This is a genomic window from Streptomyces blattellae (assembly GCF_009709555.1).
GTDB classification, from domain to species: domain Bacteria; phylum Actinomycetota; class Actinomycetes; order Streptomycetales; family Streptomycetaceae; genus Streptomyces; species Streptomyces blattellae.
Genome location: NZ_WJBG01000167.1, coordinates 19,177 through 43,719 on the forward strand (window position 1 = coordinate 19,177; position 24,543 = coordinate 43,719).

At 70.2% G+C, this 24,543-nt stretch carries 20 protein-coding genes; 16 read left to right on the forward strand and 4 right to left on the reverse strand.

Annotated features, from left to right (window positions below):
- Positions 1-7: 7 nt before the first annotated feature.
- The 8 genes from GFH49_RS21220 to mutM all read left to right on the forward strand — a co-directional run bounded on the left by GFH49_RS21220 (position 8) and on the right by mutM (position 8,432).
- A complete protein-coding gene (locus tag GFH49_RS21220) occupies positions 8-3,100 on the forward strand; it encodes a helicase-related protein (protein ID WP_155057677.1) in 3,093 nt (1,030 codons plus the stop codon).
- Positions 3,101-3,265: 165 nt separating this feature from the next.
- Positions 3,266-3,850, forward strand: a complete 585-nt coding sequence (gene rsmD / locus GFH49_RS21225) for a 16S rRNA (guanine(966)-N(2))-methyltransferase RsmD (RefSeq protein ID WP_155057678.1) — start codon at positions 3,266-3,268, stop codon at positions 3,848-3,850.
- A 29-nt stretch (positions 3,851-3,879) separates the two neighbouring features.
- Entirely contained in the window at positions 3,880-4,359 is a 480-nt protein-coding gene (coaD, locus tag GFH49_RS21230) for a pantetheine-phosphate adenylyltransferase (RefSeq protein WP_196218073.1), read from the forward strand.
- 157 nt (positions 4,360-4,516) lie between these two features.
- Complete coding sequence (locus GFH49_RS21235; protein WP_155057680.1) at positions 4,517-5,620, forward strand: F0F1 ATP synthase subunit B; 1,104 nt, start codon at positions 4,517-4,519, stop codon at positions 5,618-5,620.
- 145 nt (positions 5,621-5,765) lie between these two features.
- Positions 5,766-6,422, forward strand: coding sequence for a YceD family protein (locus tag GFH49_RS21240; RefSeq protein WP_155057681.1), 657 nt, complete (start codon positions 5,766-5,768; stop codon positions 6,420-6,422).
- A 2-nt stretch (positions 6,423-6,424) separates the two neighbouring features.
- Positions 6,425-6,598: a 50S ribosomal protein L32 gene (gene rpmF / locus GFH49_RS21245; protein ID WP_003951102.1), complete on the forward strand. Its 174-nt coding sequence runs from the start codon at positions 6,425-6,427 to the stop codon at positions 6,596-6,598.
- Positions 6,599-6,617: 19 nt separating this feature from the next.
- On the forward strand, positions 6,618-7,466 hold the full coding sequence (rnc, locus tag GFH49_RS21250; protein ID WP_155057682.1) for a ribonuclease III: 849 nt from the start codon (positions 6,618-6,620) through the stop codon (positions 7,464-7,466).
- An 81-nt stretch (positions 7,467-7,547) separates the two neighbouring features.
- Positions 7,548-8,432 carry a bifunctional DNA-formamidopyrimidine glycosylase/DNA-(apurinic or apyrimidinic site) lyase gene (mutM, locus tag GFH49_RS21255; protein ID WP_155057683.1) on the forward strand — a complete coding sequence of 295 codons (885 nt, stop codon included), beginning with the start codon at positions 7,548-7,550 and terminating at the stop codon, positions 8,430-8,432.
- Here mutM and GFH49_RS21260 read toward each other — a convergent pair.
- Together GFH49_RS21260 and GFH49_RS21265 are read right to left on the reverse strand one after the other, a co-directional pair.
- Entirely contained in the window at positions 8,405-8,806 is a 402-nt protein-coding gene (locus GFH49_RS21260; protein ID WP_155057684.1) for a winged helix-turn-helix transcriptional regulator, read from the reverse strand. The two genes, mutM and GFH49_RS21260, sit on opposite strands and share 28 nt — an antisense overlap.
- 68 nt (positions 8,807-8,874) lie before the next feature.
- Positions 8,875-9,990 carry a CAP domain-containing protein gene (locus GFH49_RS21265; RefSeq protein WP_155057685.1) on the reverse strand — a complete coding sequence of 372 codons (1,116 nt, stop codon included), beginning with the start codon at positions 9,988-9,990 and terminating at the stop codon, positions 8,875-8,877.
- 159 nt (positions 9,991-10,149) lie between these two features.
- Between GFH49_RS21265 and GFH49_RS21270 the strand changes: the two genes are divergently transcribed.
- From GFH49_RS21270 to smc, 3 genes are all read left to right on the forward strand, one after another.
- Positions 10,150-10,431 carry an acylphosphatase gene (locus GFH49_RS21270; protein ID WP_155057686.1) on the forward strand — a complete coding sequence of 94 codons (282 nt, stop codon included), beginning with the start codon at positions 10,150-10,152 and terminating at the stop codon, positions 10,429-10,431.
- Between the two features lie 382 nt (positions 10,432-10,813).
- Positions 10,814-11,053, forward strand: coding sequence for a hypothetical protein (locus GFH49_RS21280; RefSeq protein ID WP_155057688.1), 240 nt, complete (start codon positions 10,814-10,816; stop codon positions 11,051-11,053).
- A 220-nt stretch (positions 11,054-11,273) separates the two neighbouring features.
- On the forward strand, positions 11,274-14,822 hold the full coding sequence (gene smc, locus GFH49_RS21285; protein WP_155057689.1) for a chromosome segregation protein SMC: 3,549 nt from the start codon (positions 11,274-11,276) through the stop codon (positions 14,820-14,822).
- A 9-nt stretch (positions 14,823-14,831) separates the two neighbouring features.
- On the opposite strand, the gene GFH49_RS21290 is transcribed toward smc, so the two are convergent.
- Positions 14,832-15,881, reverse strand: coding sequence for an LLM class flavin-dependent oxidoreductase (locus GFH49_RS21290; protein WP_155057690.1), 1,050 nt, complete (start codon positions 15,879-15,881; stop codon positions 14,832-14,834).
- A 159-nt stretch (positions 15,882-16,040) separates the two neighbouring features.
- Here GFH49_RS21290 and ftsY point away from each other — a divergent pair, with 159 nt between their 5' ends.
- Positions 16,041-17,252 (forward strand): signal recognition particle-docking protein FtsY, encoded by a 1,212-nt coding sequence (gene ftsY / locus GFH49_RS21295; protein WP_155057691.1) that lies wholly within the window; start codon positions 16,041-16,043, stop codon positions 17,250-17,252.
- 101 nt (positions 17,253-17,353) lie between these two features.
- Here ftsY and GFH49_RS21300 read toward each other — a convergent pair whose 3' ends face one another.
- Positions 17,354-18,019: a bifunctional DNA primase/polymerase gene (locus tag GFH49_RS21300; protein WP_155057692.1), complete on the reverse strand. Its 666-nt coding sequence runs from the start codon at positions 18,017-18,019 to the stop codon at positions 17,354-17,356.
- A gap of 463 nt (positions 18,020-18,482) precedes the next feature.
- Here GFH49_RS21300 and nsdA point away from each other — a divergent pair, with 463 nt between their 5' ends.
- The 4 genes from nsdA to GFH49_RS21320 all read left to right on the forward strand — a co-directional run bounded on the left by nsdA (position 18,483) and on the right by GFH49_RS21320 (position 24,505).
- Complete coding sequence (gene nsdA, locus GFH49_RS21305; protein WP_155057693.1) at positions 18,483-19,958, forward strand: transcriptional repressor NsdA; 1,476 nt, start codon at positions 18,483-18,485, stop codon at positions 19,956-19,958.
- Between the two features lie 395 nt (positions 19,959-20,353).
- On the forward strand, positions 20,354-21,697 hold the full coding sequence (locus tag GFH49_RS21310) for an ammonium transporter (protein ID WP_155057694.1): 1,344 nt from the start codon (positions 20,354-20,356) through the stop codon (positions 21,695-21,697).
- Entirely contained in the window at positions 21,694-22,032 is a 339-nt protein-coding gene (locus GFH49_RS21315) for a P-II family nitrogen regulator (protein ID WP_003997576.1), read from the forward strand. Before GFH49_RS21310 ends, GFH49_RS21315 begins: the two co-directional genes overlap by 4 nt.
- Before the next feature lie 25 nt (positions 22,033-22,057).
- The gene (locus tag GFH49_RS21320) at positions 22,058-24,505 is read left to right on the forward strand and encodes a [protein-PII] uridylyltransferase (protein WP_155057695.1); all 2,448 of its coding nucleotides are present in this window, start codon (positions 22,058-22,060) and stop codon (positions 24,503-24,505) included.
- Positions 24,506-24,543 lie beyond the last annotated feature (38 nt).

Sequence of the window (24,543 nt, forward strand, 5' to 3'; positions counted from 1 at the left end):
GTGTGCAATGGATCTCGTGCCCGCACTGGACGAACCACTGAAGAAGGTGCTCGGCCCCGCCACCGCGAAGGTGATGGCCGAGCATCTCGGCCTGCACACCGTCGGCGATCTCCTGCACCACTACCCGCGCAGATATGAGGAGCGGGGCCAGCTCACCCACCTCGCCGACCTCCCCATGGACGAGCATGTGACGGTGGTCGCGATGGTCGCCGACGCCCGCCTGCACTCGTTCGCCTCGTCCAAGGCCCCCCGAGGCAAGGGCCAGCGCCTCGAAGTCACCATCACCGACGGCAGCGGCCGACTCCAACTGGTCTTCTTCGGCCACGGAGTTCACAAGCCCCACAAGGAACTGCTGCCGGGCACCCGTGCGATGTTCGCGGGCAAGGTCTCCGTCTTCAACCGCCGCCTCCAACTGGCACATCCGGCCTACGAATTGCTCCGCGGTGACACGGAGGAAGCGGAGGAAACCGTCGAAACCTGGGCCGGCGCCCTCATCCCCCTCTACCCCGCCACCGCCAAGCTGGAGTCCTGGAAGATCGGCAAGGCGCTCCAGACGGTCCTGCCCAGCGCCCAGGAGGCCCTCGACCCCCTCCCGGACACCCTCCGTGAAGACCGCGGTCTGCTTCCCCTCCCCGAGGCCCTGCTCAAGATCCACCGCCCGCACACCAAGGCGGACATCGACGACGCCCGCTCCCGCCTCAAGTGGGACGAGGCCTTCGTCCTCCAGGTCGCCCTCGCCCGCCGCCGCCACGCCGACGCCCTGCTCCCGGCGGTCGCCCGCAAACCCACGCCGGACGGCCTCCTCACGGCGTTCGACGACCGCCTCCCCTTCACCCTCACCGACGGCCAGCGGAAGGTCTCCAAGGAGATCTTCGACGACCTGGCGACCGAGCACCCGATGCACCGGCTGCTTCAGGGGGAGGTGGGCTCGGGCAAGGCCCAGCCCCTCGACTCGCTCGTGCTCACACCCGCCGGTTTCCGCCGCATGGGGGACATGAGGGTGGGTGACGAAATCATCGTTCCCGATGGCGAGACCGCCCTTGTCGATGGGGTCTTCCCGCAGGGTGAGCGCGATGTCTGGCGCCTGATCCTCACTGATGGGAGCCAGGTCGAGTGCGATGACGAGCATCTGTGGATCGTCGGCACCAGTCGCGGATGGCACCGTGGACAGGCTCCCGAGGTCATGACGACTCGCGAGCTTCGCAAGGACACCTTCGAGGCAGACGGATCCTCGAAGTGGTATCTCCCGGCTGCTGCCCCGGTCGATCTCGGCGGCGATTGCGCACTGCCCCTCGATCCGTATCTGTTCGGTCTCCTGCTGGGAGACGGCTCCTTCCCACACGACGACCTGCGACTGCCCACGATCGACGGCGAGCCGCGTGATGCCGTGGCAGCGGGTGCACGCGGAAAATTCGTTCCCGACGGATTCAAGAACACTTCGGTCAAGAACCGTCTGGCTCTTCTCCAGGGGCTTCTGGACACCGATGGCACCGTCCACGCAGACGGGCTGAGCATCTCGCTCCGCCCGGCTTCGCGCAGGCTCGCGGACGACGTCGCCTGGCTCGTGCGCTCGCTCGGCGGTCGGGCGCGGGTTCTCCCGGAGGACGCTGCCTGCACCGTCTCGTTGGCCCTGCCCGACGAATACGCCCCCTTCAGGTTGCGTCGCAAGGCCGGGCGTGTACGGCCCAGGCCGCCGGAAGACCACACGTTCCGGCGCGGAATCCGCGCGGTGGAGTACGCAGGACGAAAGCCCGTCCAGTGCATCAGCGTCGCGCACCCGAGCCGTGCCTACGTCACCGACCACTTCACGGTGACCCACAACACGATGGTGGCCCTTCGCGCCATGCTCACCGTCGTCGACGCAGGCGGCCAGTCCGCCATGCTCGCCCCCACCGAGGTGCTCGCCCAGCAGCATCACCGGTCCATCGTCGAGATGATGGGCGAGCTGGCCGAGGGCGGGATGCTCGGCGGCGCCGAGCAGGCGACCAAGGTCGTGCTGCTCACCGGCTCGATGGGCGCCGCCGCCCGCCGCCAGGCGCTGCTCGACCTGGTCACCGGGGAGGCCGGGATCGTGATCGGCACGCATGCGCTGATCGAGGACAAGGTGCAGTTCCACGACCTCGGCCTGGTCGTCGTCGACGAACAGCACCGCTTCGGTGTCGAGCAGCGCGACGCCCTGCGCGGCAAGGGCAAGCAGCCGCCCCACCTGCTGGTCATGACCGCCACGCCCATCCCGCGCACGGTCGCCATGACCGTCTTCGGCGACCTGGAGACCTCCGTCCTGGACCAGCTCCCGGCCGGGCGCTCACCGATCGCCAGCCATGTCGTCCCGGCCGCCGACAAGCCGCACTTCCTCGCCAGGGCCTGGGAGCGGGTGCGCGAGGAGGTCGGCAAGGGGCACCAGGCGTACGTCGTCTGCCCGCGGATCGGCGACGAGGAGGAGGACCCGAAAAAGAAGAAGTCCGCCGAGGACGAGGCCGAGAAGCGCCCGCCGCTCGCCGTCCTGGACGTGGCCGGCCAACTCGCCAAGGGCCCCCTGCAAGGCCTCGGGGTCGAGGTCCTGCACGGCCGTATGCACCCGGACGACAAGGACGCGGTCATGCGCCGCTTCGCCGCGGGGGAGACGGACGTCCTGGTCGCCACCACGGTCATCGAGGTCGGCGTGAACGTCCCCAACGCCACCGTCATGGTGATCATGGACGCCGACCGCTTCGGCGTCTCCCAGCTGCATCAGCTGCGCGGCCGAGTGGGCCGTGGCTCGGCGCCGGGCCTCTGCCTCCTGGTCACCGACATGCCCGAGGCCAGCGCGGCCCGCCAGCGACTGAACGCCGTGGCCGCCACCCACGACGGCTTCGAACTCTCCCGCATCGACCTCGAACAACGCCGCGAGGGCGACGTCCTCGGCCAGGCCCAGTCCGGCGCCCGCACCAGCCTGCGCATGCTCGCCGTCATAGAGGACGAGGAGATCATCGCGGAGGCGAGGGAGGAGGCGGCAGCGGTGGTGGCCGCCGACCCGGAGCTGAAGCAGCTCCCAGGCCTACGAACGGCCCTGGACGCCCTTTTGGACGAGGAAAGAGAGCAGTACCTGGAAAAGGGGTGAAGAGGTGAAGGGATGAAGGAGAGAAACCTCAGGGGCGCGGGGCTGTAATCCATATGCGGCTACCGCCGCGCGGGCGCGACCAGCCACACTGAACCCAAAGCTGCTCACAACGAACCCAAAGCCGCTCACAACGAACTTGAAGCCGCTCACAACCGAGGACCGAAGATGACCCGCGTGATCGCCGGCGCAGCCGGCGGACGCCGCCTGGCCGTCCCGCCGGGGACCGGCACCCGCCCCACGTCCGACCGCGCACGCGAGGGCCTGTTCTCCACATGGCAGTCCCTCCTCGGCGGCCCCCTGGACGGCGAACGCGTCCTCGACCTCTACGCGGGTTCAGGCGCAGTCGGCCTGGAGGCCCTCTCCCGTGGCGCCGGCCACACCCTGCTCGTCGAGGCCGACGCCCGAGCCGCCCGCATCGTCCGCGAGAACGTGAAGGCTCTCGGCCTCCCCGGCGCCGAGGTGAGGGCCGGCAAAGCCGAACAGATCATCCAGTCACCCGCGCCGACCGAGCCGTACGACATCGTCTTCCTCGATCCGCCGTACCGAGTCTCAGATCACGATCTTCGGGAGATCCTGCTCACACTCCGCACCGAGGGCTGGCTAGCGCCGGAGGCCCTCGTCACCGTGGAGCGCAGCACCAGAGGCGGCGAGTTCGGCTGGCCGCCAGGCTTCGACGCGATCCGGGCCCGTCGTTACGGCGAGGGAACGTTTTGGTACGGTCGCGCCGCCTCTACGTGCGAAGACGCATGATGACCGGACCGGAGAGCGAGGGATCTCAAGTGCGCCGCGCCGTCTGTCCCGGGTCGTTCGACCCGATCACCAACGGACACCTCGACATCATTGGCCGTGCCTCCAGGCTGTATGACGAGGTCTATGTCGCGGTGATGATCAACAAGGCCAAGAAGGGCCTGTTCGAGATCGAGGAGCGGATCGACCTGATCCGCCAGGTCACCGCCGAATTCGGGAACGTCCGGGTCGAGGCCTTTCACGGCCTGCTCGTCGACTTCTGCAAGGAACGCGACATCCCGGCCATCGTCAAGGGCCTGCGCGCGGTCAGCGATTTCGACTACGAGCTGCAGATGGCCCAGATGAACAACGGCCTGTCGGGCGTCGAGACGCTCTTCGTGCCGACCAACCCCACCTATAGCTTCCTGTCGTCCTCCCTGGTCAAGGAGGTCGCGACGTGGGGCGGCGACGTCTCCCACCTGGTCCCGCCGGTGGTTTTCGATGCGCTCACCGAGCGTCTGAAGAAGGACTGAGCAGGCCGTATCACGGATCCCCGGAAAACCACTCCGGAAAGCCGCGGAAAATCCCCCGGAAGCTGACAATCCGTTACCCGGTGTCCGACGGGCACCCCATGGTCGTACAGTCGACCCGTCCGTCTCCATCACAGCTGTAGAGAGTGGCGAGCACACGGTGGACGTGCAGAAGAAGCTCGACGAGATCGTCGCCGCGGTCTCCAGTGCCCGGTCGATGCCCATGTCGGCCTCGTGCGTGGTCAACCGCGCCGAACTGCTCGCGCTGCTCGAAGAGGTGCGCGAAGCGCTGCCCGGCTCCCTCGCGCAGGCCCAGGAGCTGATCGGCGGCCGTGAGCAGATGGTCGAGCAGGCCCGCCAGGAGGCCGAGCGGATCATCCAGAGCGCGCACGCCGAGCGCGGCTCGCTGATCTCCGACACCGAGGTCGCCCGCCGCTCCCAGAGCGAGGCCGACCGCATCGTCGTCGAAGCCCGCAAGGAGGCCGAGGAGATCCGCGCCGAGGCCGACGACTACGTCGACTCCAAGCTCGCCAACTTCGAGGTCGTCCTCACCAAGACCCTCGGCTCGGTCGGCCGTGGCCGCGAGAAGCTCCTCGGCACCGGACCCGGCCTCGACGAGCAGGGCTACGAGGACGAGGACGCCCCCGAGCGCAGCCACGACCCCGAGACCCTGCGCCGCTCCGCCGACGAGTACGTGGACGTCAAGCTGGGCGCCTTCGAGGCGGTCCTCGCCAAGACCCTGGAAGCCGTCGGCCGCGGCCGGCAGAAGCTGCACGGCCGTATCGCCTCGGACGACCTCGGCGCCCTCGCCGGCGACACCGGCACCGTCCAGCACTCCAGCGACGCCGACTACCTCGCCGACCTCGCGGCCCTCGCCGAGCAGGACGCCGCGGCCCCGCAGCAGCCCGAACAGCCCCAACAGCCCCAGCAGCCGGACTACGCCCAGCCGCAGCCGGCGTACGGCTACCAGCAGACCGCGCAGCAGGACCCGTACGGCGGCTACCAGCAGCAGACCTACGCCCAGCAGGACGCCTACGGCTACCAGCAGGCCGACCCGTACTCCCCCACCTCCGGCTACGCTCCGGCGGGAGGTGCCCCCTTCCAGGGCTATGACGCCCAGCAGCCGGCGACGGCGTACGACCCGAACCAGGCGCCCCAGCAGGCCCAGCAGGGCTACGCCCTCGACGAGACCAGCCTCTTCGACACCAGCATGATCAGCGCCGAGCAACTGCGGGCCTACGAGCAGGGACGCGGCAACGGCTGAGGCCCCGGTACCCGGCGGATTGGGCCGAGAGCGAAAGGTCCAGTATCCTGGCTCTTCGGTCGCGCGTACGTCCGCGATCAATGCTGCCCGGCAGACATCGAAGGGCGGCGTCCCTCTGAGTTCGAAGATCGAAAGCAGGAACGGCGTGACAGCCCGCCTCGACCACCGCAACCCGCTCGTGTTCGACACACACGAGCTGGGACGGCGGCCCGGTGCGTTGCAGCGCCTGACCCGCGAGATCGACGCTCCCAAGGATCTCGGTATCCAGGGAGTCATCGGAGTGCCGGAAGGCGCCCCGGTGGAGCTCGAACTCCGGCTTGAGTCGGTCATGGAAGGGGTGCTTGTCACAGGCACCGCCCGTGCACAGGCCGAGGGGGAGTGCGTAAGGTGTCTGGAGCCGCTTGAGCTGGCGCTCGAAGCGGACTTCCAGGAGATGTTCTCGTACCCTGACGCCGACGACCGGGGCCGCCCCAAGGCGGAGCCGGCCGACGACGCCGAGGGATCCGCAGAAGACGAGGACAGGCTCTTCATCGAGGACGGCCTGTTCGACCTCGAACCCGTGCTGCGCGATGCGGTGGTGCTCGCACTGCCGATGCAGCCGGTGTGCCAGGACGACTGCCCCGGCCTGTGCTCCCAGTGCGGAGCCCGGCTGGCGGACGACCCGGACCACCACCACGACGCCGTCGACATCCGTTGGGCGGCACTGCAGGGACTCGCCGGTTCACTCGGAGACGGCGAGAAGGACGAGATGAGCGGCGGCGCGACTCAGTCAGCACGCGTCGACGAGAAGCAGGAGAAGTAGCCGTGGCTGTTCCGAAGCGGAAGATGTCGCGCAGCAACACGCGCCACCGCCGGTCGCAGTGGAAGGCTGCGGTCCCCACCCTGGTTGCGTGCGAGCGCTGCCACGAGCCCAAGCAGCAGCACATCGCGTGCCCGTCTTGCGGCACTTACAACAAGCGCCAGGTCCTCGAGGTCTGAGCGGCTGGTGAGAGGCACTGTGTCCACGCCAAAGAAGAACTCTTCCCGCGCGAGCGGGAGTACCCCGGCGGACAACACGGCCTCGTCCCACACGCTGTTGGAAGGGCGGCTCGGGTACAAGCTTGAGTCCGCCCTTCTGGTGCGTGCGCTGACCCACCGGTCCTACGCATACGAGAACGGCGGCCTGCCGACGAACGAGCGGCTGGAGTTCCTGGGGGACTCCGTGCTCGGCCTCGTCGTCACGGACACGCTGTACCGCACCCACCCCGACCTGCCCGAAGGCCAGCTGGCCAAGTTGCGGGCCGCGGTGGTCAACTCGCGTGCGCTGGCGGAGGTCGGCCGTGGTCTCGACCTGGGCTCCTTCATCCGGCTCGGCCGCGGTGAAGAGGGCACGGGCGGCCGGGACAAGGCGTCCATCCTCGCCGACACCCTGGAAGCGGTGATCGGCGCGGTCTATCTCGACCAGGGTCTGGACTCGGCGTCGGAGCTGGTCCACCGTCTGTTCGACCCGCTGATCGAGAAGTCCTCGAACCTCGGAGCCGGCCTGGACTGGAAGACCAGTCTCCAGGAGCTGACCGCGACCGAGGGGCTCGGTGTACCCGAGTACCTGGTCACGGAGACCGGCCCCGACCACGAGAAGACCTTCACCGCTGCCGCCCGCGTCGGAGGCGTCTCGTACGGCACCGGCACCGGCCGCAGCAAGAAGGAGGCGGAGCAGCAGGCCGCCGAGTCCGCCTGGCGGTCCATCAAGGCCGCCGCGGAGGAGCGTGCCAAGGCAGCCAAGGCCGACACGGCGCAGGTCGCAGCGGCCGGAGCCGAGGTGGCGGAAGCCGCCGGAGGCGCCGACGAGGCGCAGGCCTCCGCCTGACGAACAACGCAGGCCGAGCGCCCGCCCCGCCTTGCGGGGCGGGCGCTCGGCCCGTACACCGGCTTGTATACGGGGGATCCCATGCCCGAGTTGCCCGAGGTCGAGGTCGTACGGCGGGGCCTGGCCCGGTGGGTCGCCCACCGCACCGTCGCCGAGGCCGAGGTCCTCCACCCGCGCGCGGTACGCCGCCATCTCGCCGGTGCCGACGACTTCGTGCACCGCCTCAAGGGCCATCGCATCGGCACCCCCGGCCGCCGCGGCAAATACCTCTGGCTGCCCCTGGAGGACACGCACCAGTCGATCCTGGCCCACCTCGGCATGAGCGGCCAACTGCTGGTCCAGCCGCAGGCGGCACCCGACGAGAAGCACCTGAGGATCCGGGTCACGTTCGTCGACACGTCCACATCAGCGGCTGCCGCGGCGGGCCCGGCCGAACTCCGCTTCGTCGACCAACGCACCTTCGGCGGCCTGTCGCTGCACGACACCACCCCCGACGGCCTGCCCGACGTCATCGCGCACATCGCCCGCGATCCGCTCGACCCCCTCTTCGACGACGAGGCCTTCCACCAGGCGCTGCGCCGCAAGCGCACCACCATCAAACGAGCCCTGCTCGACCAGTCGTTGATCAGCGGTGTCGGCAACATCTATGCGGACGAGGCCCTTTGGCGTGCCCGGATCCACTACGAGCGCCCCACGTCAGGCTTCACCCGCCCCCGGACGGCCGAACTCCTGGGCCACGTAAGGGATGTGATGAACGCCGCGCTCGCCGTCGGCGGCACCAGCTTCGACAGCCTCTACGTCAACGTCAACGGGGAGTCCGGCTACTTCGACCGCTCACTCGACGCGTACGGCCGTGAAGGGCTGCCGTGCAAGAGGTGCGGTACGCCGATGCGCCGCCGCCCCTGGATGAACCGGTCGAGCTACTTCTGCCCGACGTGTCAGAGGGCGCCGCGCGTCTCGTCGTAGCGCGTGCGCGCGGAGAGCACGTCGTCCATGCGGCCCTCCACGAAGTGGATGAGGGTCAGCAGGCGCTCGGCGACCTCGCGGCCGAGCGGGGTCAGCTCGTAGTCCACGCGGGGCGGGTTGGTCGGCTGGGCCTCGCGGTGCACCAGGCCGTCGCGCTCCAGCGCGTGCAGCGTCTGGGACAGCATCTTCTCGCTCACGCCGTCGACGCGGCGGCGCAGCTCATTGAAGCGCAGCGAACCTTCGTACAGCACGCCGAGGGTCAGTCCGCCCCAGCGGCCCGTGACGTGCTCCAGCGTGCCGCGCGAGGGGCAGGCCCTGGCGAACACGTTGTACGGGAGATCCTGCGCCTCGGCGCGCTCCTGAGCGATGTCCATAGCACAAGCGTACTCGTGTATAGCGCTAACCGAGGGTTAGTGCTAGGCCGGAACTTCCAGCTGAGCGCTCAGTAGCCGAAGTCCTGTGTCCACCACGGCCCGCCGGCCCCGAGGTGGACACCCACGCCCAGCGTCTTGAAGTCGCAGTTCAGGATGTTGGCCCTGTGTCCGGGGCTGTTCATCCAGGCATCCATGACGGCGGCCGCGTCGGCCTGGCCGCGGGCTATGTTCTCGCCGCCGAGGTCGGTTATCCCGGCCGCTTCGGCCCGGTCCCACGGAGTGGCCCCGCTGGGGTCGGTGTGGTCGAAGAACCCCTGGGCGGCCATGGCGTCGCTGAAGTCCCGGGCCAGCTCGGCCAGGGCGCTGTTGGCGGCCACGGGGCTGCAGCCCACCTTCGCCCGCTCCTGGTTGACCAGCCTGAGCACCTCCGCCTCGGCCCTGGCCTCAGCGGAGACCGTCACCGGGGCGTTGCTCTCCTTCTCCGGCGCCTTGGTGGCCGTACGCGACGGGGTGGGGGTGGGCTTCGGCTTCTCGGTCTTGGCCGGCGGGGCCTTCGGCTCCTTCGACGGAGTCTTGGCCGGCGCCGCGGAGGACGCCGAGGCGGACGGCGTCGGCGAGGCCGAACGCTCGGTGTCACGGCTCGTCGACTCGTCGGTCCCGCGGCTCTCGGCAGCACCGGACGTGCCGCCCTGCTCGGTCGCGGTGTTCGACGGTGTGTCCACGGCCTGCACGTTGTCGCCGCCGTCGCTGCCGCCGCCGAGCTGGTAGTCGTCCACGCCGGGCACCACACCCGTGGCGACCGCGACGGTGCCGATGGCGACCGCGGCGGAGACGCCGAGCAGCCCGGTGCGCACCGGACGCGCCGCCTTCTTCTTGTGGCGGCGCCCACCCGCCCGCCGTGCGCTGTCGCCGGGTGCTTCCTCAGGGAAGACGACGCGGTAGTCCTCGTCCGAGGCGAAGAGGTAGCGCTCGCTGCGCGCGGTGGTCTCGGCGTACGCCTCGTTGTTCAGGTAGGGCGCCATGCCCATCGCGGGACGGTCGGTTGCGTATGCGTCGTATGCGTCGTATGCGTTGTACGAGTCCTGCGGGTCGTGGCTCCCCGTGTGGGAACCGTGCGTTTCCGTGACCCCCGTGGCGCGGCCCGTGGCGGCGCGGCCGGCGGCTGAGCGTCGGTGGCGTCCCATGTCCTTGCCTTCCTCGTCCTGGCGGTCGATTCGCCCGTGCGGTCAACGCGACTCACTCGATCGAGTGAGTTTCATATGAGATTCATTGGGGCTGGACGGTACCGCATGGCGCTGGATGAGGAAGTGTCCGGAGAGACATCGGCCCGTTAGGTTGCACCCATGAGCGAGGATGTGCGGTTGGTCGCCTGGGTGCGCGGACGCGTGCAAGGTGTGGGTTTTCGCTGGTTCACGCGGGCCAAGGCGCTCGAACTCGGCGGCCTGAGTGGTTTTGCTCTCAATTTGGCGGACGGACGGGTCCAGGTGGTCGCGGAGGGCCCGCGCGGAGCGTGTCAAGGACTCCTCGACTGGCTTCAGGGCGCCGACACGCCCGGCCGCGTAGACGGAGTCACCGAGATCTGGGACACACCCCGCGGCGGCTACGACGGCTTCTCGATCCGCTGAGCGATTTCCGTAAAGCGGGCCGGGCCGAAGCGGAGGGGCGTGCCACCGGCAGTTGCCCCGAGCAGAAAGGCCCTGGTGGTTGCCAAGAACCGCTTACCGTGGCAGGCTCCGCAGACAAGGATGATCGTCACGCCCTGAGGGGCCCGCAGGAGCAGCAGCGCCGCCGCTTTCACGGCCGCGCGCCCCCGGGATGCCCGCCAATGCAGGGCGTGATCGTGTTGACCGTCAAACTTTTTGGTGAGACGCTGAAAGCCCCGCGCACCTTAGCTGTTTGGCATGGATGAACGGCAGCACAAACTCAACAGTGCCAAGCACCGCGGGTGCGAATCCCTCACGACCCACACCGCATCGGTCGGTCACTCAGTGTGGAGGACCATCCATCATGGCAAAGGCGCTTCTCGGTTACGTCGGCGGCTCCGACCCTCGACTCCTCGCCGAGATGCGACGGCTCCAGCAGCGCGTCCAGGATCTGGAATCCGAGCTCGGCCGGATCCAGGCGGAGAACGACGCGCTGACGGCTGCCGCTTCTCACGACAGGATCATGGAGAGCATCGACATCGACTCTCACGACAGGGTCATGGAGAGTATCGACGCACACCAGGCGGAGCCTGCGCTCACCTGATCACTGCATCACACCACGACAGCAGTGGTTGGGCAGCCCGTATCAACCGCTTAAGTTGTCAGAGTTTGCAAGGGACGCTTCGGCGTCCCTTCTTTCTTGCCCCCGCGCATCCTTTCACCTTCTTTAACGTCTGGTGTGCCCTGCACGTTCAAAGGTGAAACCGCAAGGGGACCCCAGGGTTCGGCGTCTGAGACACCGGCGGGAGGTAGAGTCCAGCGGCGTGCACCTCAAGGCCCTGACCCTCCGTGGGTTCAAGTCGTTCGCCTCGGCGACCACGCTCCGGTTCGAGCCGGGGATCACGTGTGTCGTCGGACCGAACGGCTCGGGCAAGTCCAATGTGGTGGACGCGCTCAGCTGGGTCATGGGTGAGCAGGGCGCCAAGTCGCTGCGCGGCGGCAAGATGGAGGACGTCATCTTCGCCGGCACCACGGGCCGCCCGCCGCTGGGCCGCGCCGAGGTGTCCCTGACCATCGACAACTCCGACGGGGCGCTGCCCATCGAGTACGCCGAGGTCACCATCACGCGGATCATGTTCCGCAACGGCGGCAGCGAGTACCAGATCAACGGCGACACCTGCCGCCTGCTCGACATCCAGGAACTCCTCTCCGACTCCGGCATCGGCCGCGAGATGCACGTCATCGTCGGCCAGGGCCAGCTCGACTCCGTACTGCACGCGGATCCGATGGGCCGCAGGGCTTTCATCGAAGAGGCCGCGGGTGTGCTGAAGCACCGCAAGCGAAAGGAGAAGGCTCTCCGGAAGCTGGACGCGATGCAGGCCAACCTCGCGCGCGTGCAGGACCTGACCGACGAACTCCGAAGACAGCTCAAGCCGCTGGGCCGGCAGGCCGCCGTCGCGCGCAGGGCCGCCGTCATCCAGGCCGACCTCCGTGACGCCCGCCTCCGCCTGCTCGCCGACGATCTCGTACGACTCCGAGAGGCGCTCAACGCCGAAGTCGCCGACGAGGCCGCGCTGAAGGAACGCAAGGAAGCGGCCGAACTGGAGCTGAAGAAGGCACTCCAGCGGGAGGCGCTCCTGGAGGACGAGGTCCGGCAGCTCACGCCGCGGCTCCAGCGCGCCCAGCAGACCTGGTACGAACTCTCCCAGCTCGCCGAACGCGTCCGCGGCACGATCTCGCTGGCCGACGCCCGGGTGAAGAGCGCCACTTCCGCGCCCGCCGAGGAACGCCGGGGCCGTGACCCCGAGGACATGGAGCGTGAGGCCAACCGGATCCGTGAGCAGGAGGCCGAGCTCGAAGCGGCTCTGGAGGCGGCTGAGCGGGCGCTGGACGACACGGTCGCGCACCGCGCCGAACTGGAGCGCGAACTGGCCCTGGAGGAACGGCGCCTGAAGGACGTCGCCCGTTCCATCGCCGATCGCCGCGAGAGCCTCGCCCGGCTGAACGGCCAGGTCAACGCGGCCCGTTCGCGCGCCGCCTCCGCCCAGGCGGAGATCGACCGCCTCGCCGCCGCCCGCGACGAGGCCCAGGAACGCGCCGTCACCGCTCAGGAGGAGTACGAAACCCTCAAGGCCGAGGTGGACGGCCTGGATGCGGACGACGCGGAACTCGCCGAGCAGCACGAAGCGGCCAGGACAGCACTGACCGAGGCGGAAACCGCGCTGACGGCGGCCCGCGAGGCGGCCACAGCGGCGGAGCGCAAACGCGCCGCCACCCAGGCCCGCCATGAGGCGCTGGCGCTGGGCCTGCGCCGCAAGGACGGTACCGGAGCGCTGCTGGGCGCGAAGGACCGCCTCACGGGGTTGCTGGGCCCGGCCGCGGAGCTGCTGACGGTGACACCGGGCTACGAGGTCCCGCTGGCGGCGGCTTTCGGGGCGGCGGCGGACGCGATCGCGGTGACGTCGACGTCGTCGGCGGCGGACGCGATCCGCTTGCTGCGCAAGGAGGACGGCGGCCGTGCGGCACTTCTCCTGGCAGGGGGGCCGGAAGGGCCCCAAAGGGACGCGGGGCCGCATGCCTACGCGGCAGACCTGGTCCGCGCCCCCGTCGACCTCATGCCCGCAGTACGACGTCTCCTCCACGGCATCGTCGTCGTAGCCACCCTCGAAGACGCCGAAGACCTGGTCCACGCCCATCCCGACCTCACCGCCGTAACCGCCGAAGGCGACCTTTTGGGCGCCCACTTCGCGCACGGCGGCTCCGCCGGAGCACCCAGCCTCCTCGAAGTACAGGCATCCGTGGACGAGGCCGCGACCGAGTTGGAAGAGCTGGCCGTCCGGTGCGAGGAACTCACCGAGGCGCAAGCCGCGGCGGCCGACCGGCGCCAGGAGTGCGCCGCGCTCGTCGAAGCCGTAGGGGAGCGACGCAGGGCCGCCGACCGGGAGAAGTCGGCCGTGGCGCAGCAGCTCGGGCGGCTCGCCGGTCAGGCGCGCGGCGCCGCGGGGGAGGCGGAGCGGTCCACCGCGGCGGCGGCTCGGGCACAGGAGGCGCTCGACAAGGCCGTACAAGAGGCAGAGGAGCTGGCCGAGCGGCTCGCTGTCGCCGAGGAGATGCCGGTCGAGGAGGAGCCCGACACCTCCGTACGGGATCGGCTCGCCGCCGACGGGGCCAACGCCCGGCAGACCGAGATGGAGGCCCGGCTTCAGGTCCGTACGCACGAGGAGCGGGTCAAGGGACTCGCGGGACGCGCCGACTCCCTCGACCGCGCCGCCCGAGCGGAACGCGAGGCACGCGCGCGTGCCGAGCAGCGGCGGGCCCGGATGCGGCACGAGGCCGCAGTCGCGGAAGCGGTCGCCTCCGGAGCGCGGCAGCTGCTCGCGCACGTCGAGGTCTCCCTCGCCCGCGCCGACGAGGAACGCACCGCCGCCGAGGCCGCCAAGGCGCGGCGCGAGCAGGAGCTGACCGTCGCCCGCAACACGGGGCGTGATCTCAAGGCCGAACTGGACAAGCTGACGGACTCCGTGCACCGCGGTGAGGTGCTCGGCGCCGAGAAGCGGATGCGGATCGAGCAGCTGGAGACCAAGGCGCTGGAGGAACTGGGTGTCGAGCCGGCCGGGCTCGTCGACGAGTTCGGCCCGCATCAGCTCGTCCCGCCCTCGCTCCCGGCGGAGGGGGAGCAGCTGCCGGAGGATCCCGGGCATCCCCGCAACCAGCCCAGGCCGTTCACCCGGGCGGAGCAGGAGAAGCGGCTCAAGTCCGCCGAGCGGGCCTATCAGCAGCTCGGCAAGGTCAACCCGCTCGCGCTGGAGGAGTTCGCGGCGCTGGAGGAGCGGCACAAGTTCCTCAGCGAGCAGCTGGAGGACCTGAAGAAGACCCGCGCGGATCTGCTCCAGGTCGTCAAGGAGGTCGACGAGCGCGTCGAACAGGTCTTCACCGAGGCCTACCGGGACACGGCCCGGGAGTTCGAGGGCGTCTTCAGCCGGCTGTTCCCGGGCGGTGAGGGACGGCTGATCCTGACCGATCCCGACAACATGCTCACCACGGGCGTCGATGTCGAGGCGCGTCCCCCGGGTAAGAAGGTCAAGCGGCTCAGCCTGCTCTCCGGCGGCGAGCGCTCGCTGACCGCCGTAGCGCTGCTGGTGTCGATCTTCAAGGCGCGGCCCAGCCCGTTCTACGTGATGGACGAGGTCGAGGCCGCGCTCGACGACACCAACCTGCAGCGGCTGATCCGCATCATGCAGGAGCTGCAGGAGGCCTCGCAGCTGATCGTGATCACCCACCAGAAGCGGACGATGGAGGTCGCCGACGCCCTGTACGGCGTCTCCATGCAGGGCGACGGTGTGTCGAAGGTCATCTCCCAGCGCCTGCGCTAGACGAGATGATCAATCTGCGAGCTGGGGCAGTACGTTTTCGCAGAACAGCCGCAGACTGCGCCACCCCTCCTCCACCGGCATCCCGCCCGACAGCGGATGCAGTACGTAGTTGTCGAGCCCCTGCGTCACGCACTCGTCCGGCGTGAGGATCCGGTAGACGCCCTCGGCGCGCAGCTCGTCCACGGTCGTGGCCGCCGATTTCACCGCGGACCGTATGCCGCCCGACTGCCAGGAGGCGTACGTCCGTGCCTCGTGCAGGAAGTGCCCGCCGTACGCGCTCCACGCCCGGTCCGGATCCTCGGCGATGTGCAGCAGCGGCTGCTCGGTCGCGGGCATCATGGTCCAGCCCTCGGTGCCGTACTCGATGAGCCGTTCCTTGTAGTACGTCTCCAGCTCCGGCAGATGCGCGCTGGGGAAGAAGGGCAGGCCGAGGCGGGCGGCCCGGCGGGCGGCGGCCTGCGAGGAGCCGCCGACCAGGAGGAGGGGGTGCGGCTCGGTGTAGGGGCGCGGGGTGACCCGGACCGTACGGCCCCGGTACTCGAACTCGTCGCCGGTCCAGGCATTGAGGAGCGTTTCGAGGAGTTCGTCCTGCAATCGCCCCCGCCGCTTCCACTCCACGTCGAACAGGTCGTATTCCTCGGGCCGGTAGCCGATCCCGGCGACCGTCACCAGCCGTCCGCCGCTGAGCAGATCCAGTACGGCGATGTCCTCGGCCAGCCGCAGCGGGTCGTGCAGTGGGCCGATGATCGCCGAGACCGTGACGGCGATCCGCCCGCCCGTCGGCCGGCCACCACTGAGCGACGAGCCGGTGCGCGCCGCGGAATCTTCCTGAGTGGCGCCTGAATTTCCCTGAGTGGCGCCGAAGACCGCTCCCGCGAAGACGAAGGGCGACGGCAGCCAGTTGTTCGCGGCGCCGTGGTGCTCCTCGGTCTGCACGGTGGTGATCCCGTGCTCGTCGGCGTACGTGGCCATCTCCAGCGCCGCCCGGTAGCGGGCGCTCAGCGAGGCGGGGGTGGCGCCGGGCTCGACGAGGTTGAGACGGACGACCGTGACGGGCATGACAGGTCCCCTTCAGCGGCGGATGTGCGGGGACCATAGCTGACGGTGCGTCAGTTCGCCAGGGGTCCGGCCTTCGATCAAGGAAGGTGGGAGTGGGACCCGCGGTCCCGGGTGGAGTACGAACGGCCGAGCGGGAGGTCACGCAATACTGGACCTGTTATGGAAACCGTCATCCTTGCTGTAGTCATCGCCGTGGTCGTGCTCGGCGCGCTGGGCGGGCTCATCGTCGGCAGCCGGCGCAAGAAGCCGCTGCCTCCGCCGCCGCCCGCCGCGCCCGACATCACCGCCCCGCCGGCCGAGCCGCACATCGGCGACGAGGCCGAAACGCCGCGCGACGAACCGCGCCGGACGATAGAGGAGGTGGATCTTCCCGACGGCTCGGCCCCGGCCGCCGTCGAGGAACCGCCCGTCGTCGAAGAGCTCCCGCCGACCGAGATCGAGGTCCCGGAGCCCACCGCGGGGCGCCTGGTGCGCCTGCGCGCCCGTCTCTCCCGCTCCCAGAACACCCTCGGCAAGGGGTTGCTCGCGCTGCTCTCGCGCGAGCACCTCGACGACGACACCTGGGAGGAGATCGAGGACACTTTGCTCACCGCCGACGTCGGTGTGCAACCCACCCAGGAACTGGTCGACGGGCTGCGTGAGCGCGTGAAGGTGCTCGGTACCCGGACGCCCCAGGAGCTACGAGGCCTGCTGCGGGAGGAGCTGCTCAAGCTGATCGGCACCGACATGGACCGTGTCGTGAAGACCGAGCCGGAGGGCCGCAAGCCCGGCATCGTGATGGTCGTCGGTGTCAACGGCACCGGCAAGACCACCACCACCGGCAAGCTCGCCCGGGTCCTCGTCGCCGACGGCAACAGCGTCGTCCTGGGCGCCGCCGACACCTTCCGGGCCGCCGCCGCCGACCAGCTGCAGACCTGGGGTGAGCGGGTCGGTGCGTACACCGTGCGCGGGCCCGAGGGCGGCGACCCCGCCTCCGTCGCCTTCGACGCGGTCAAGGAGGGCAAGGAGATGGGCTCCGACGTCGTCCTCATCGACACCGCCGGGCGGCTGCACACCAAGACCGGCCTGATGGACGAGCTGGGCAAGGTCAAGCGGGTCGTGGAGAAGCACGCTCCGCTGGACGAGGTGCTGCTCGTGCTGGACGCCACCACTGGCCAGAACGGGCTGGTGCAGGCCCGCGTCTTCGCCGAGGTCGTCGACATCACCGGCATCGTCCTGACCAAGCTGGACGGTACGGCGAAGGGCGGCATCGTGGTCGCCGTGCAGCGTGAGCTGGGCGTGCCGGTCAAGCTGGTCGGTCTCGGCGAGGGCGCCGATGACCTGGCGCCGTTCGAGCCGGAGGCGTTCGTGGATGCGCTTATCGGAGAGTGAGGCCCCTTCGAGAAGGGCGCCGCCGCATGGTGCAGTGCGGTGGCGCCCTTCGCTGTTGCTGTGCGGCGGGGCTACGTCCGCGAGGTCGCTGTCCGGCGGGGCTACGCCCGCGATCGATGTGCCACGTAGGCCAGCGTCCCGAGCAGCAGCCGGGCCTCCGGTGGCCGGGTCGCCGAGTCCAGCTCGGGGGAGCGCAGCCAGCGCACCGGGCCCAGGCCGCCCCGGTCGGAGGGCGGGGCCGTGATGTACGTACCCGGGCCGAGGCCGTGCAGGTCGAGGGAGGTGGGGTCGTCCCAGCCCATGCGGTAGAGCAGCTCTTGGAGTTCGGTGGCGGCGCCGGGGGCGACGAAGAAGTGGGCGCGGCCCTCGGGGGACGCTGTCACCGGGCCGACCGGGAGGCCCATGCGCTCCAGCCGGGCCAGGGCACGGCGTCCGGCGGGCTCGGCGACCTCGATCACGTCGAACATCCGGCCGACCGGCAGCATCGCCGAGGCGCCGGGGAACTCGCCCCAGGACTCGGTCACCTGGTCGAGGGTTGCGCCGGCGGGCACCTCCGGCGCGAAGTCCAGCGGATGTGCGCCCGGCGTGCGGCAGTCGGGGTGGCCGCAGGAACAGGCGCCCGCCGCGGCCCGCGCGCCCGGCACCACGTCCCAGCCCCAGAGCCCGGTGAACTCGGCCACGGCGGTGCACTCCGCGGTGCGGCCGCGGCGGCGCGAGCCGGACCGGATGTCGCGGATGCCCCGACTGCTGCCGATCGTGAAGCCCATGCCCCCTCCAACGGGTCCGACGCACCGGTGGTTACGAGACGACCCGGAATGTGACTGACCGTGTCCCCGGCTCGGCACGAAATGGCGCCTTCGAGCGACTCGGGTTGTGTGCCAGGCTTCGTGCGCCCCTGAGTGCACCGCTCCGCCCACTCCTGTCCGTTCTATGTCAAGTGAATCGCGTACGAGCGACCGTGAGTTCATTCGAAGGGGTGGCGAATGGTGGCGTTTTCGGGATCGCCATGGCTGGAACGGTGATCGTAGGATTACTTTGAGTGCGCGAGTCCTGAGCGGCACATGCCGTGGTGGGTATGCCGAGGGCAACTAGGCTTCCCGTTCGAAGGGTGACAACTGCCGGACGGGCAGCCGTATGTACCGGCATTCTGATAGGGCTTGGCCACCCGGCGACACACTCGGCGGCAAGTGGTCTCAGGGGACATGTGGTCTCAGGGATGGGGGCGTTCCAGTGGGCGGCAACGGCGGAAGCGGTACGAACGCTGACAAGCGCCCCAATGAGCTGCTCGGCTCGTGGTTCGTGCGCAGCGGGTGGTCCAAGGGGGAACTTGCGCGGCAAGTGAACCGCAGGGCCCGCCAGTTGGGCGCCAACCACATCTCCACGGACACCTCGCGGGTGCGTCGCTGGCTGGACGGCGAGAATCCGCGTGAGCCGATCCCCCGGATCCTGTCCGAGCTGTTCTCCGAGCGGTTCGGCTGTGTCGTCTCCGTCGAGGACCTGGGGCTGCGCGCCGCTCGCCAGGCACCCTCCGTCTCCGGAGTCGACCTCCCCTGGACGGGCCCGCAGACCGTGGCCCTGCTCAGCGAGTTCTCGCGCAGCGACCTGATGCTGGCGCGGCGCGGCTTCCTCGGGACCTCGCTGGCCCTCTCCGCGGGCCCGTCCCTGATCGAGCCGATGCAGCGCTGGCTGGTGCCGGCGCCGCAGGCCCCGCAGCAGGAGACCGGGCCCGTCCCGTCCTCACGCGCGCGTGGCCGGCTGTCCAAGCCGGAGCTGGACCTCCTGGAGTCCACCACCGTGATGTTCCGGCAGTGGGACGCCCAGTGCGGTGGCGGCCTGCGCCGCAAGGCCGTCGTCGGCCAGTTGCACGAGGTGACCGACCTCCTCCAGGAGCCCCAGCCCGAGTCCACCGCCCGCAAGCTGTTCAAGGTCGCCGCCGAGCTGGCCGAGCTGGCCGGCTGGATGTCGTACGACATCGGGCTCCAGCCCACCGCGCAGAAGTACTTCGTGCTCGCCCTGCACGCCGCCAAGGAGGCGGGTGACAAGCCGCTCGGCTCGTACATCCTGTCCAGCATGAGCCGCCAGATGATCCACCTCGGCCGGCCCGACGACGCCCTGGAACTGATCCACCTCGCGCAGTACGGCAGCCGGGACTGCGCGAGCCCCCGCACCCAGTCGATGCTGTATGCGATGGAGGCACGGGCCTACGCCAACATGGGCCAGCCCGGCAAGTGCAAGCGGGCGGTGCGGATGGCCGAGGACACCTTCGGCGAGGCCGACGAGTGGGACGAGCCCGACCCCGACTGGATCCGCTTCTTCTCCGAGGCCGAGCTGTACGGCGAGAACTCGCACTCCTTCCGCGACCTCGCCTATGTGGCGGGCCGCAGCCCCACCTACGCGTCCCTCGCCGAGCCCCTGATGCAGCGGGCCGTCGACCTCTTCGCCAAGGACACCGAGCACCAGCGGTCGTATGCGCTGAACGCGATCGGGATGGCCACCGTGCATCTGCTGCGGCGGGAGCCCGAGCAGGCCTCGGTCCTCGCCGCCGAGGCCATGGGCATCGCCAAGAAGGTCCGCTCCGAGCGCGTGACCACTCGTATTCGAAAGACGGTCGACACGGCCGTACGCGACTTCGGTGATCTCGCCGAGGTCGTGGACCTCACCGACCGCCTCGCCATCGAGCTGCCGGAGACCGCCGAAGCGGTCTGACACCCCAGAACCCCGGCCGCGGCCGGCCCTCCCGAACCGCCCGACTCGGCTCCCCCCTGCCAGGTCATCGGAGGGCCGACCGCGGCCGGATGCGCGCCTTTGCGCCTAAACCGGCGCCGCTCTCGCGGAGGTGGCTGGTCGCCGTGGGGGTTGCTCAATGGGGGGTTGCGGCGGCAGTCGTGGAAGGTTGCGCCACGATAACGATCGGGCGGGCGGGCATCTCGCAGTTCATCAACGCGTAACACGCGGGGCGCCTTCGTCACGGCGGCGAAACAACGAGGGGCTTCCATCGAAACGGCGCTGCGCCAATCTCATGGCGCATAAACCGGTCCCACCCCTCAAATCCGCTCAAGGCTTCGCCCGCACGGGGCCGTACCAACGACGAGGAGACGCCGATGGCATCAACCGCCATCACGCTAGCCGCAGACGCTCCCACGCTGTCTGCCGCAAACACCGGGTTCATGCTGATCTGCTCGGCTCTGGTGTTGCTCATGACCCCCGGTCTCGCCTTCTTCTACGGCGGCATGGTCCGGGTGAAGAGCACCCTGAACATGCTGATGATGAGCTTCATCAGCATCGGCATCGTCACCATCCTGTGGGTGTTGTACGGCTTCTCCCTCGCCTTCGGCACGGACAGTGGCAGCATCATCGGCTGGACCTCGGACTATGTCGGACTCAGCGGCATCGAGACCGGTGACCTGTGGGGTGCCTACAACATCCCGGTCCTCGCCTTCCTGGTCTTCCAGCTGATGTTCGCGATCATCACCCCGGCTCTTATAAGCGGTGCTCTCGCGGACCGCGTGAAGTTCACGGCATGGGCGCTGTTCGTCGCCCTGTGGGCCACGATCGTCTACTTCCCCGTCGCCCACTGGGTCTGGGGCGAGGGCGGCTGGGCATTCGACCTGGGCGTCATCGACTTCGCCGGTGGTACGGCGGTCCACATCAACGCCGGTGCCGCGGCGCTCGGCGTGATCCTGGTCATCGGCAAGCGGGTCGGCTTCAAGAGGGACCCGATGCGCCCGCACAGCCTCCCGCTGGTCATGCTCGGTGCCGGTCTGCTGTGGTTCGGCTGGTTCGGCTTCAACGCCGGCTCGTGGCTCGGCAACGACGACGGCGTCGGCTCCCTGATGTTCGTCAACACGCAGATCGCCACCGCCGCCGCCATGCTGTCCTGGCTGATCTACGAGAAGATCCGCCACGGCGCGTTCACCACGCTGGGCGCCGCCTCCGGCGCGGTCGCCGGTCTGGTCGCGATCACCCCGTCCGGTGGCGCGGTCTCCCCGGTCGGCGCGATCGTCGTCGGTGTCGTCGCCGGTCTGCTGTGCGCCATGGCCGTCGGCCTGAAGTACAAGCTCGGCTACGACGACTCGCTCGACGTCGTCGGTGTCCACCTCGTCGGCGGTGTCGTCGGCTCCCTGCTCATCGGCTTCCTGGCCAGCGGCAAGGGCCAGTCCGATGTCGAGGGCCTGTTCTACGGCGGCGGCATGGAGCAGATGTGGAAGCAGCTCGCGGGCGTCGGTGCCGTCCTCGGCTACTCCCTGGTCGTCTCCGCGCTCCTCGCCTTCCTCCTCGACAAGACCATCGGTATGCGGGTCTCCGAGGACGAGGAGGTGGCCGGCATCGACCAGGCCGAGCACGCCGAGACCGCATACGACTTCAGCGGCGCCGGCGGCGGTGCCGCCAAGGCCGCAGCCCCGGCCCCGGTCGCCGACACTGCCAGCAAGAAGGTGGACGCATGAAGCTCATCACCGCCGTCGTCAAGCCGCACCGGCTCGACGAGATCAAGGAAGCCCTCCAGGCCTTCGGGGTGCACGGACTGACGGTCACCGAGGCGAGCGGTTACGGTCGTCAGCGGGGCCACACCGAGGTCTACCGGGGCGCCGAGTACACGGTCGACCTGGTCCCCAAGATCCGCATCGAGGTCCTGGCCGAGGACGACGACGCCGAACAGCTGATCGACGTCATCGTCAAGGCGGCCCGTACCGGCAAGATCGGTGACGGCAAGGTCTGGTCCCTCCCGGTCGAGACGGCCGTACGGGTGCGGACCGGCGAGCGCGGCCCGGACGCGCTCTAAAAAGAAGAAGAACAGGAGTCGCTGGGTGACGAGTACGGACGTACGGAAAGATGCAGAGGACTCGGGACCCAGCGGCTACGCGGCGGCCCGGCTGCGCCTCCTGACGGAGGGGGCGCGGTCCGGGCCGCCGCGCCGTGCGGCCCTCGCCGAACTGACCGACGACTGGCTGTCGGGGCTCTTCGGCGCGGGCTCCGACGGGCTCAAGGGCGCCTCCCTGATCGCGGTCGGCGGCTACGGCCGCGGCGAGCTGTCCCCGCGCAGCGACCTCGACCTGCTCCTGCTGCACGACGGCGGTGACACGGACGCGGTCGCCGCGCTGGCCGACCGCATCTGGTACCCCGTCTGGGATCTGGGCCTGGCCCTCGACCACTCGGTGCGCACCCCGGCCGAGGCCCGCAAGACCGCGGCCGAGGATCTGAAAGTCCAACTCGGTCTCCTGGACGCGCGGCACATCGCGGGCGACCTCGGCCTGACCGCAGGACTGCGCACGGCCGTCCTCGCCGACTGGCGCAACCAGGCGCCGAAACGACTCCCCGAACTTCAGGAGCTGTGCGCCGAGCGCGCCGAGCGCCAGGGTGAGCTGCAGTACCTGCTGGAGCCGGACCTGAAGGAGGCCCGCGGCGGCCTCCGTGACGCCACCGCCCTGCGCGCCGTCGCCGCCTCCTGGCTGGCCGACGCCCCGCGCGAGGGCCTCGACGACGCCCGGCGCCGGCTGCTCGACGTCCGCGACGCCCTGCATCTGGCGACGGGCCGGGCGACCGACCGGCTGTCCCTCCAGGAGCAGGACCAGGTCGCCGGCGAGCTGGGACTCCTCGACGCGGACACCCTGCTGCGGCAGGTGTACGAGGCGGCGCGCGTGGTGTCGTATGCAAGCGATGTCACCTGGCGTGAAGTGGGGCGCGTGCTGCGGTCGCGCGCTGTGCGGCCGCGGTTGCGCGCCATGCTGGGCGGCGGGAAGCCGGTCGCCGAGCGCTCCCCGCTGGCCGAAGGCGTGGTGGAACAGGACGGCGAGGTGGTGCTCGCCCGCGCCGCGCGCCCCGAACGCGACCCCGTGCTGCCCCTGCGCGCCGCTGCCGCCGCCGCGGAGGCCGGCCTCCCGCTCTCCCTGCACGCCGTACGGCGCATGGCGGCCACCACGCGCCCCCTGCCCACGCCCTGGCCCGCCGAGGCACGCGAACAGCTGGTGACCCTGCTGGGCTCCGGCCGCCCGACCGTCGAGGTGTGGGAGGCGCTGGAGGCCGAGGGCCTGATCACCCGCATGCTCCCCGACTGGGAGCGGGTCCGCTGCCGCCCGCAGCGCAACGCCGTGCACATCTGGACCGTGGACCGGCATCTCATCGAGACGGCCGTCCGCGCCTCCGACTTCGCCCGCCGCGTCAGCCGCCCCGACCTGCTCCTGGTCTCCGCGCTGCTGCACGACATCGGCAAGGGCTGGCCCGGCGACCACTCGGTGGCCGGCGAGATCATCGCGCGCGACGTGGCCGCCCGGATCGGCTTCGACCGCGAGGACGTCGCCGTGCTCGCCACCCTCGTACGGCATCACCTGCTGCTCGTCGAGACGGCCACCCGGCGCGACCTGGAGGACCCGGCCACCGTGCGCGCGGTCGCCGAGGCGGTCGGCACGCAGAGCACCCTGGAGCTGCTGCACGCGCTGACCGAGGCGGACGCGCTGGCCACCGGGCCGGCCGCCTGGTCGTCCTGGCGCGGATCCCTCGTCGCCGACCTGGTGCGGCGGGTCTCGGCGGTGCTCGCCGGGGACGCTCCGGAGGAGCCTGAGGCCGCCGCGCCCACCGCCGAGCAGGAGCGGCTCGCCATCGAGGCGGTCGCCACCGGCAGCCCCGTGCTGTCGCTGCGCGCGCAGACCGAGCCGCCCACGGAGGACCAGCCGTCCGGCGATCCCGAACCGCTCGGCGTCGAGCTGCTGATCGCCGTACCGGACCAGAAGGGCGTGCTGCCCGCGGTGGCCGGTGTGCTGGCGATGCACCGGCTGACCGTGCGCACCGCGGAACTGCGGGCCCTGGACCTGCCGGACGGCGTCGAGGGATCCGTCCTGCTGCTGGACTGGCGGGTCGCCGCCGAGTACGGCTCCCTGCCGCAGGCCGCGCGGCTGCGGGCCGATCTCGTCCGGGCCCTGGACGGATCCCTGGACATCGCGGGCCGCCTCGCCGAGCGGGACGCGGCCTACCCGCGGCGCCGGGGCGTCGTGGCGCCGCCGCCCCGGGTGACGGTCGCACCGGCGGCGTCACGGCTGGCGACGGTGATCGAGGTGCGCGCCCATGACGCGCCCGGACTGCTGCACCGGATCGGACGCGCGCTGGAGGACGCGGGAGTGCGGGTACGCAGCGCGCATGTGTCCACGCTGGGCGCCAACGCGGTGGACGCCTTCTACGTGACCGGCCAGGATGGCGCACCGCTGCCGACCGGGGAAGCGGGGGCCGTGGCGCGGAAGCTGGAGGAGACGTTGCGGGCGTGACCTTGCGGTCATGTCGTGCGTTCAGCTGATGTGCTCCC

Excerpts from the sequence above, each read along its gene's own strand:
- GFH49_RS21220 (WP_155057677.1), top strand. The coding sequence starts at position 8 with ATGGATCTCGTGCCCGCACTGGACGAACCACTGAAGAAGGTGCTCGGC.
- rsmD (WP_155057678.1), top strand. The coding sequence starts at position 3,266 with ATGACCCGCGTGATCGCCGGCGCAGCCGGCGGACGCCGCCTGGCCGTC.
- mutM (WP_155057683.1), top strand. The coding sequence starts at position 7,548 with ATGCCCGAGTTGCCCGAGGTCGAGGTCGTACGGCGGGGCCTGGCCCGG.
- GFH49_RS21260 (WP_155057684.1), bottom strand. The coding sequence starts at position 8,806 with ATGGACATCGCTCAGGAGCGCGCCGAGGCGCAGGATCTCCCGTACAAC.
- GFH49_RS21265 (WP_155057685.1), bottom strand. The coding sequence starts at position 9,990 with ATGGGACGCCACCGACGCTCAGCCGCCGGCCGCGCCGCCACGGGCCGC.
- GFH49_RS21270 (WP_155057686.1), top strand. The coding sequence starts at position 10,150 with ATGAGCGAGGATGTGCGGTTGGTCGCCTGGGTGCGCGGACGCGTGCAA.
- GFH49_RS21280 (WP_155057688.1), top strand. The coding sequence starts at position 10,814 with ATGGCAAAGGCGCTTCTCGGTTACGTCGGCGGCTCCGACCCTCGACTC.
- GFH49_RS21290 (WP_155057690.1), bottom strand. The coding sequence starts at position 15,881 with ATGCCCGTCACGGTCGTCCGTCTCAACCTCGTCGAGCCCGGCGCCACC.
- ftsY (WP_155057691.1), top strand. The coding sequence starts at position 16,041 with ATGGAAACCGTCATCCTTGCTGTAGTCATCGCCGTGGTCGTGCTCGGC.
- GFH49_RS21300 (WP_155057692.1), bottom strand. The coding sequence starts at position 18,019 with ATGGGCTTCACGATCGGCAGCAGTCGGGGCATCCGCGACATCCGGTCC.
- GFH49_RS21310 (WP_155057694.1), top strand. The coding sequence starts at position 20,354 with ATGGCATCAACCGCCATCACGCTAGCCGCAGACGCTCCCACGCTGTCT.
- GFH49_RS21315 (WP_003997576.1), top strand. The coding sequence starts at position 21,694 with ATGAAGCTCATCACCGCCGTCGTCAAGCCGCACCGGCTCGACGAGATC.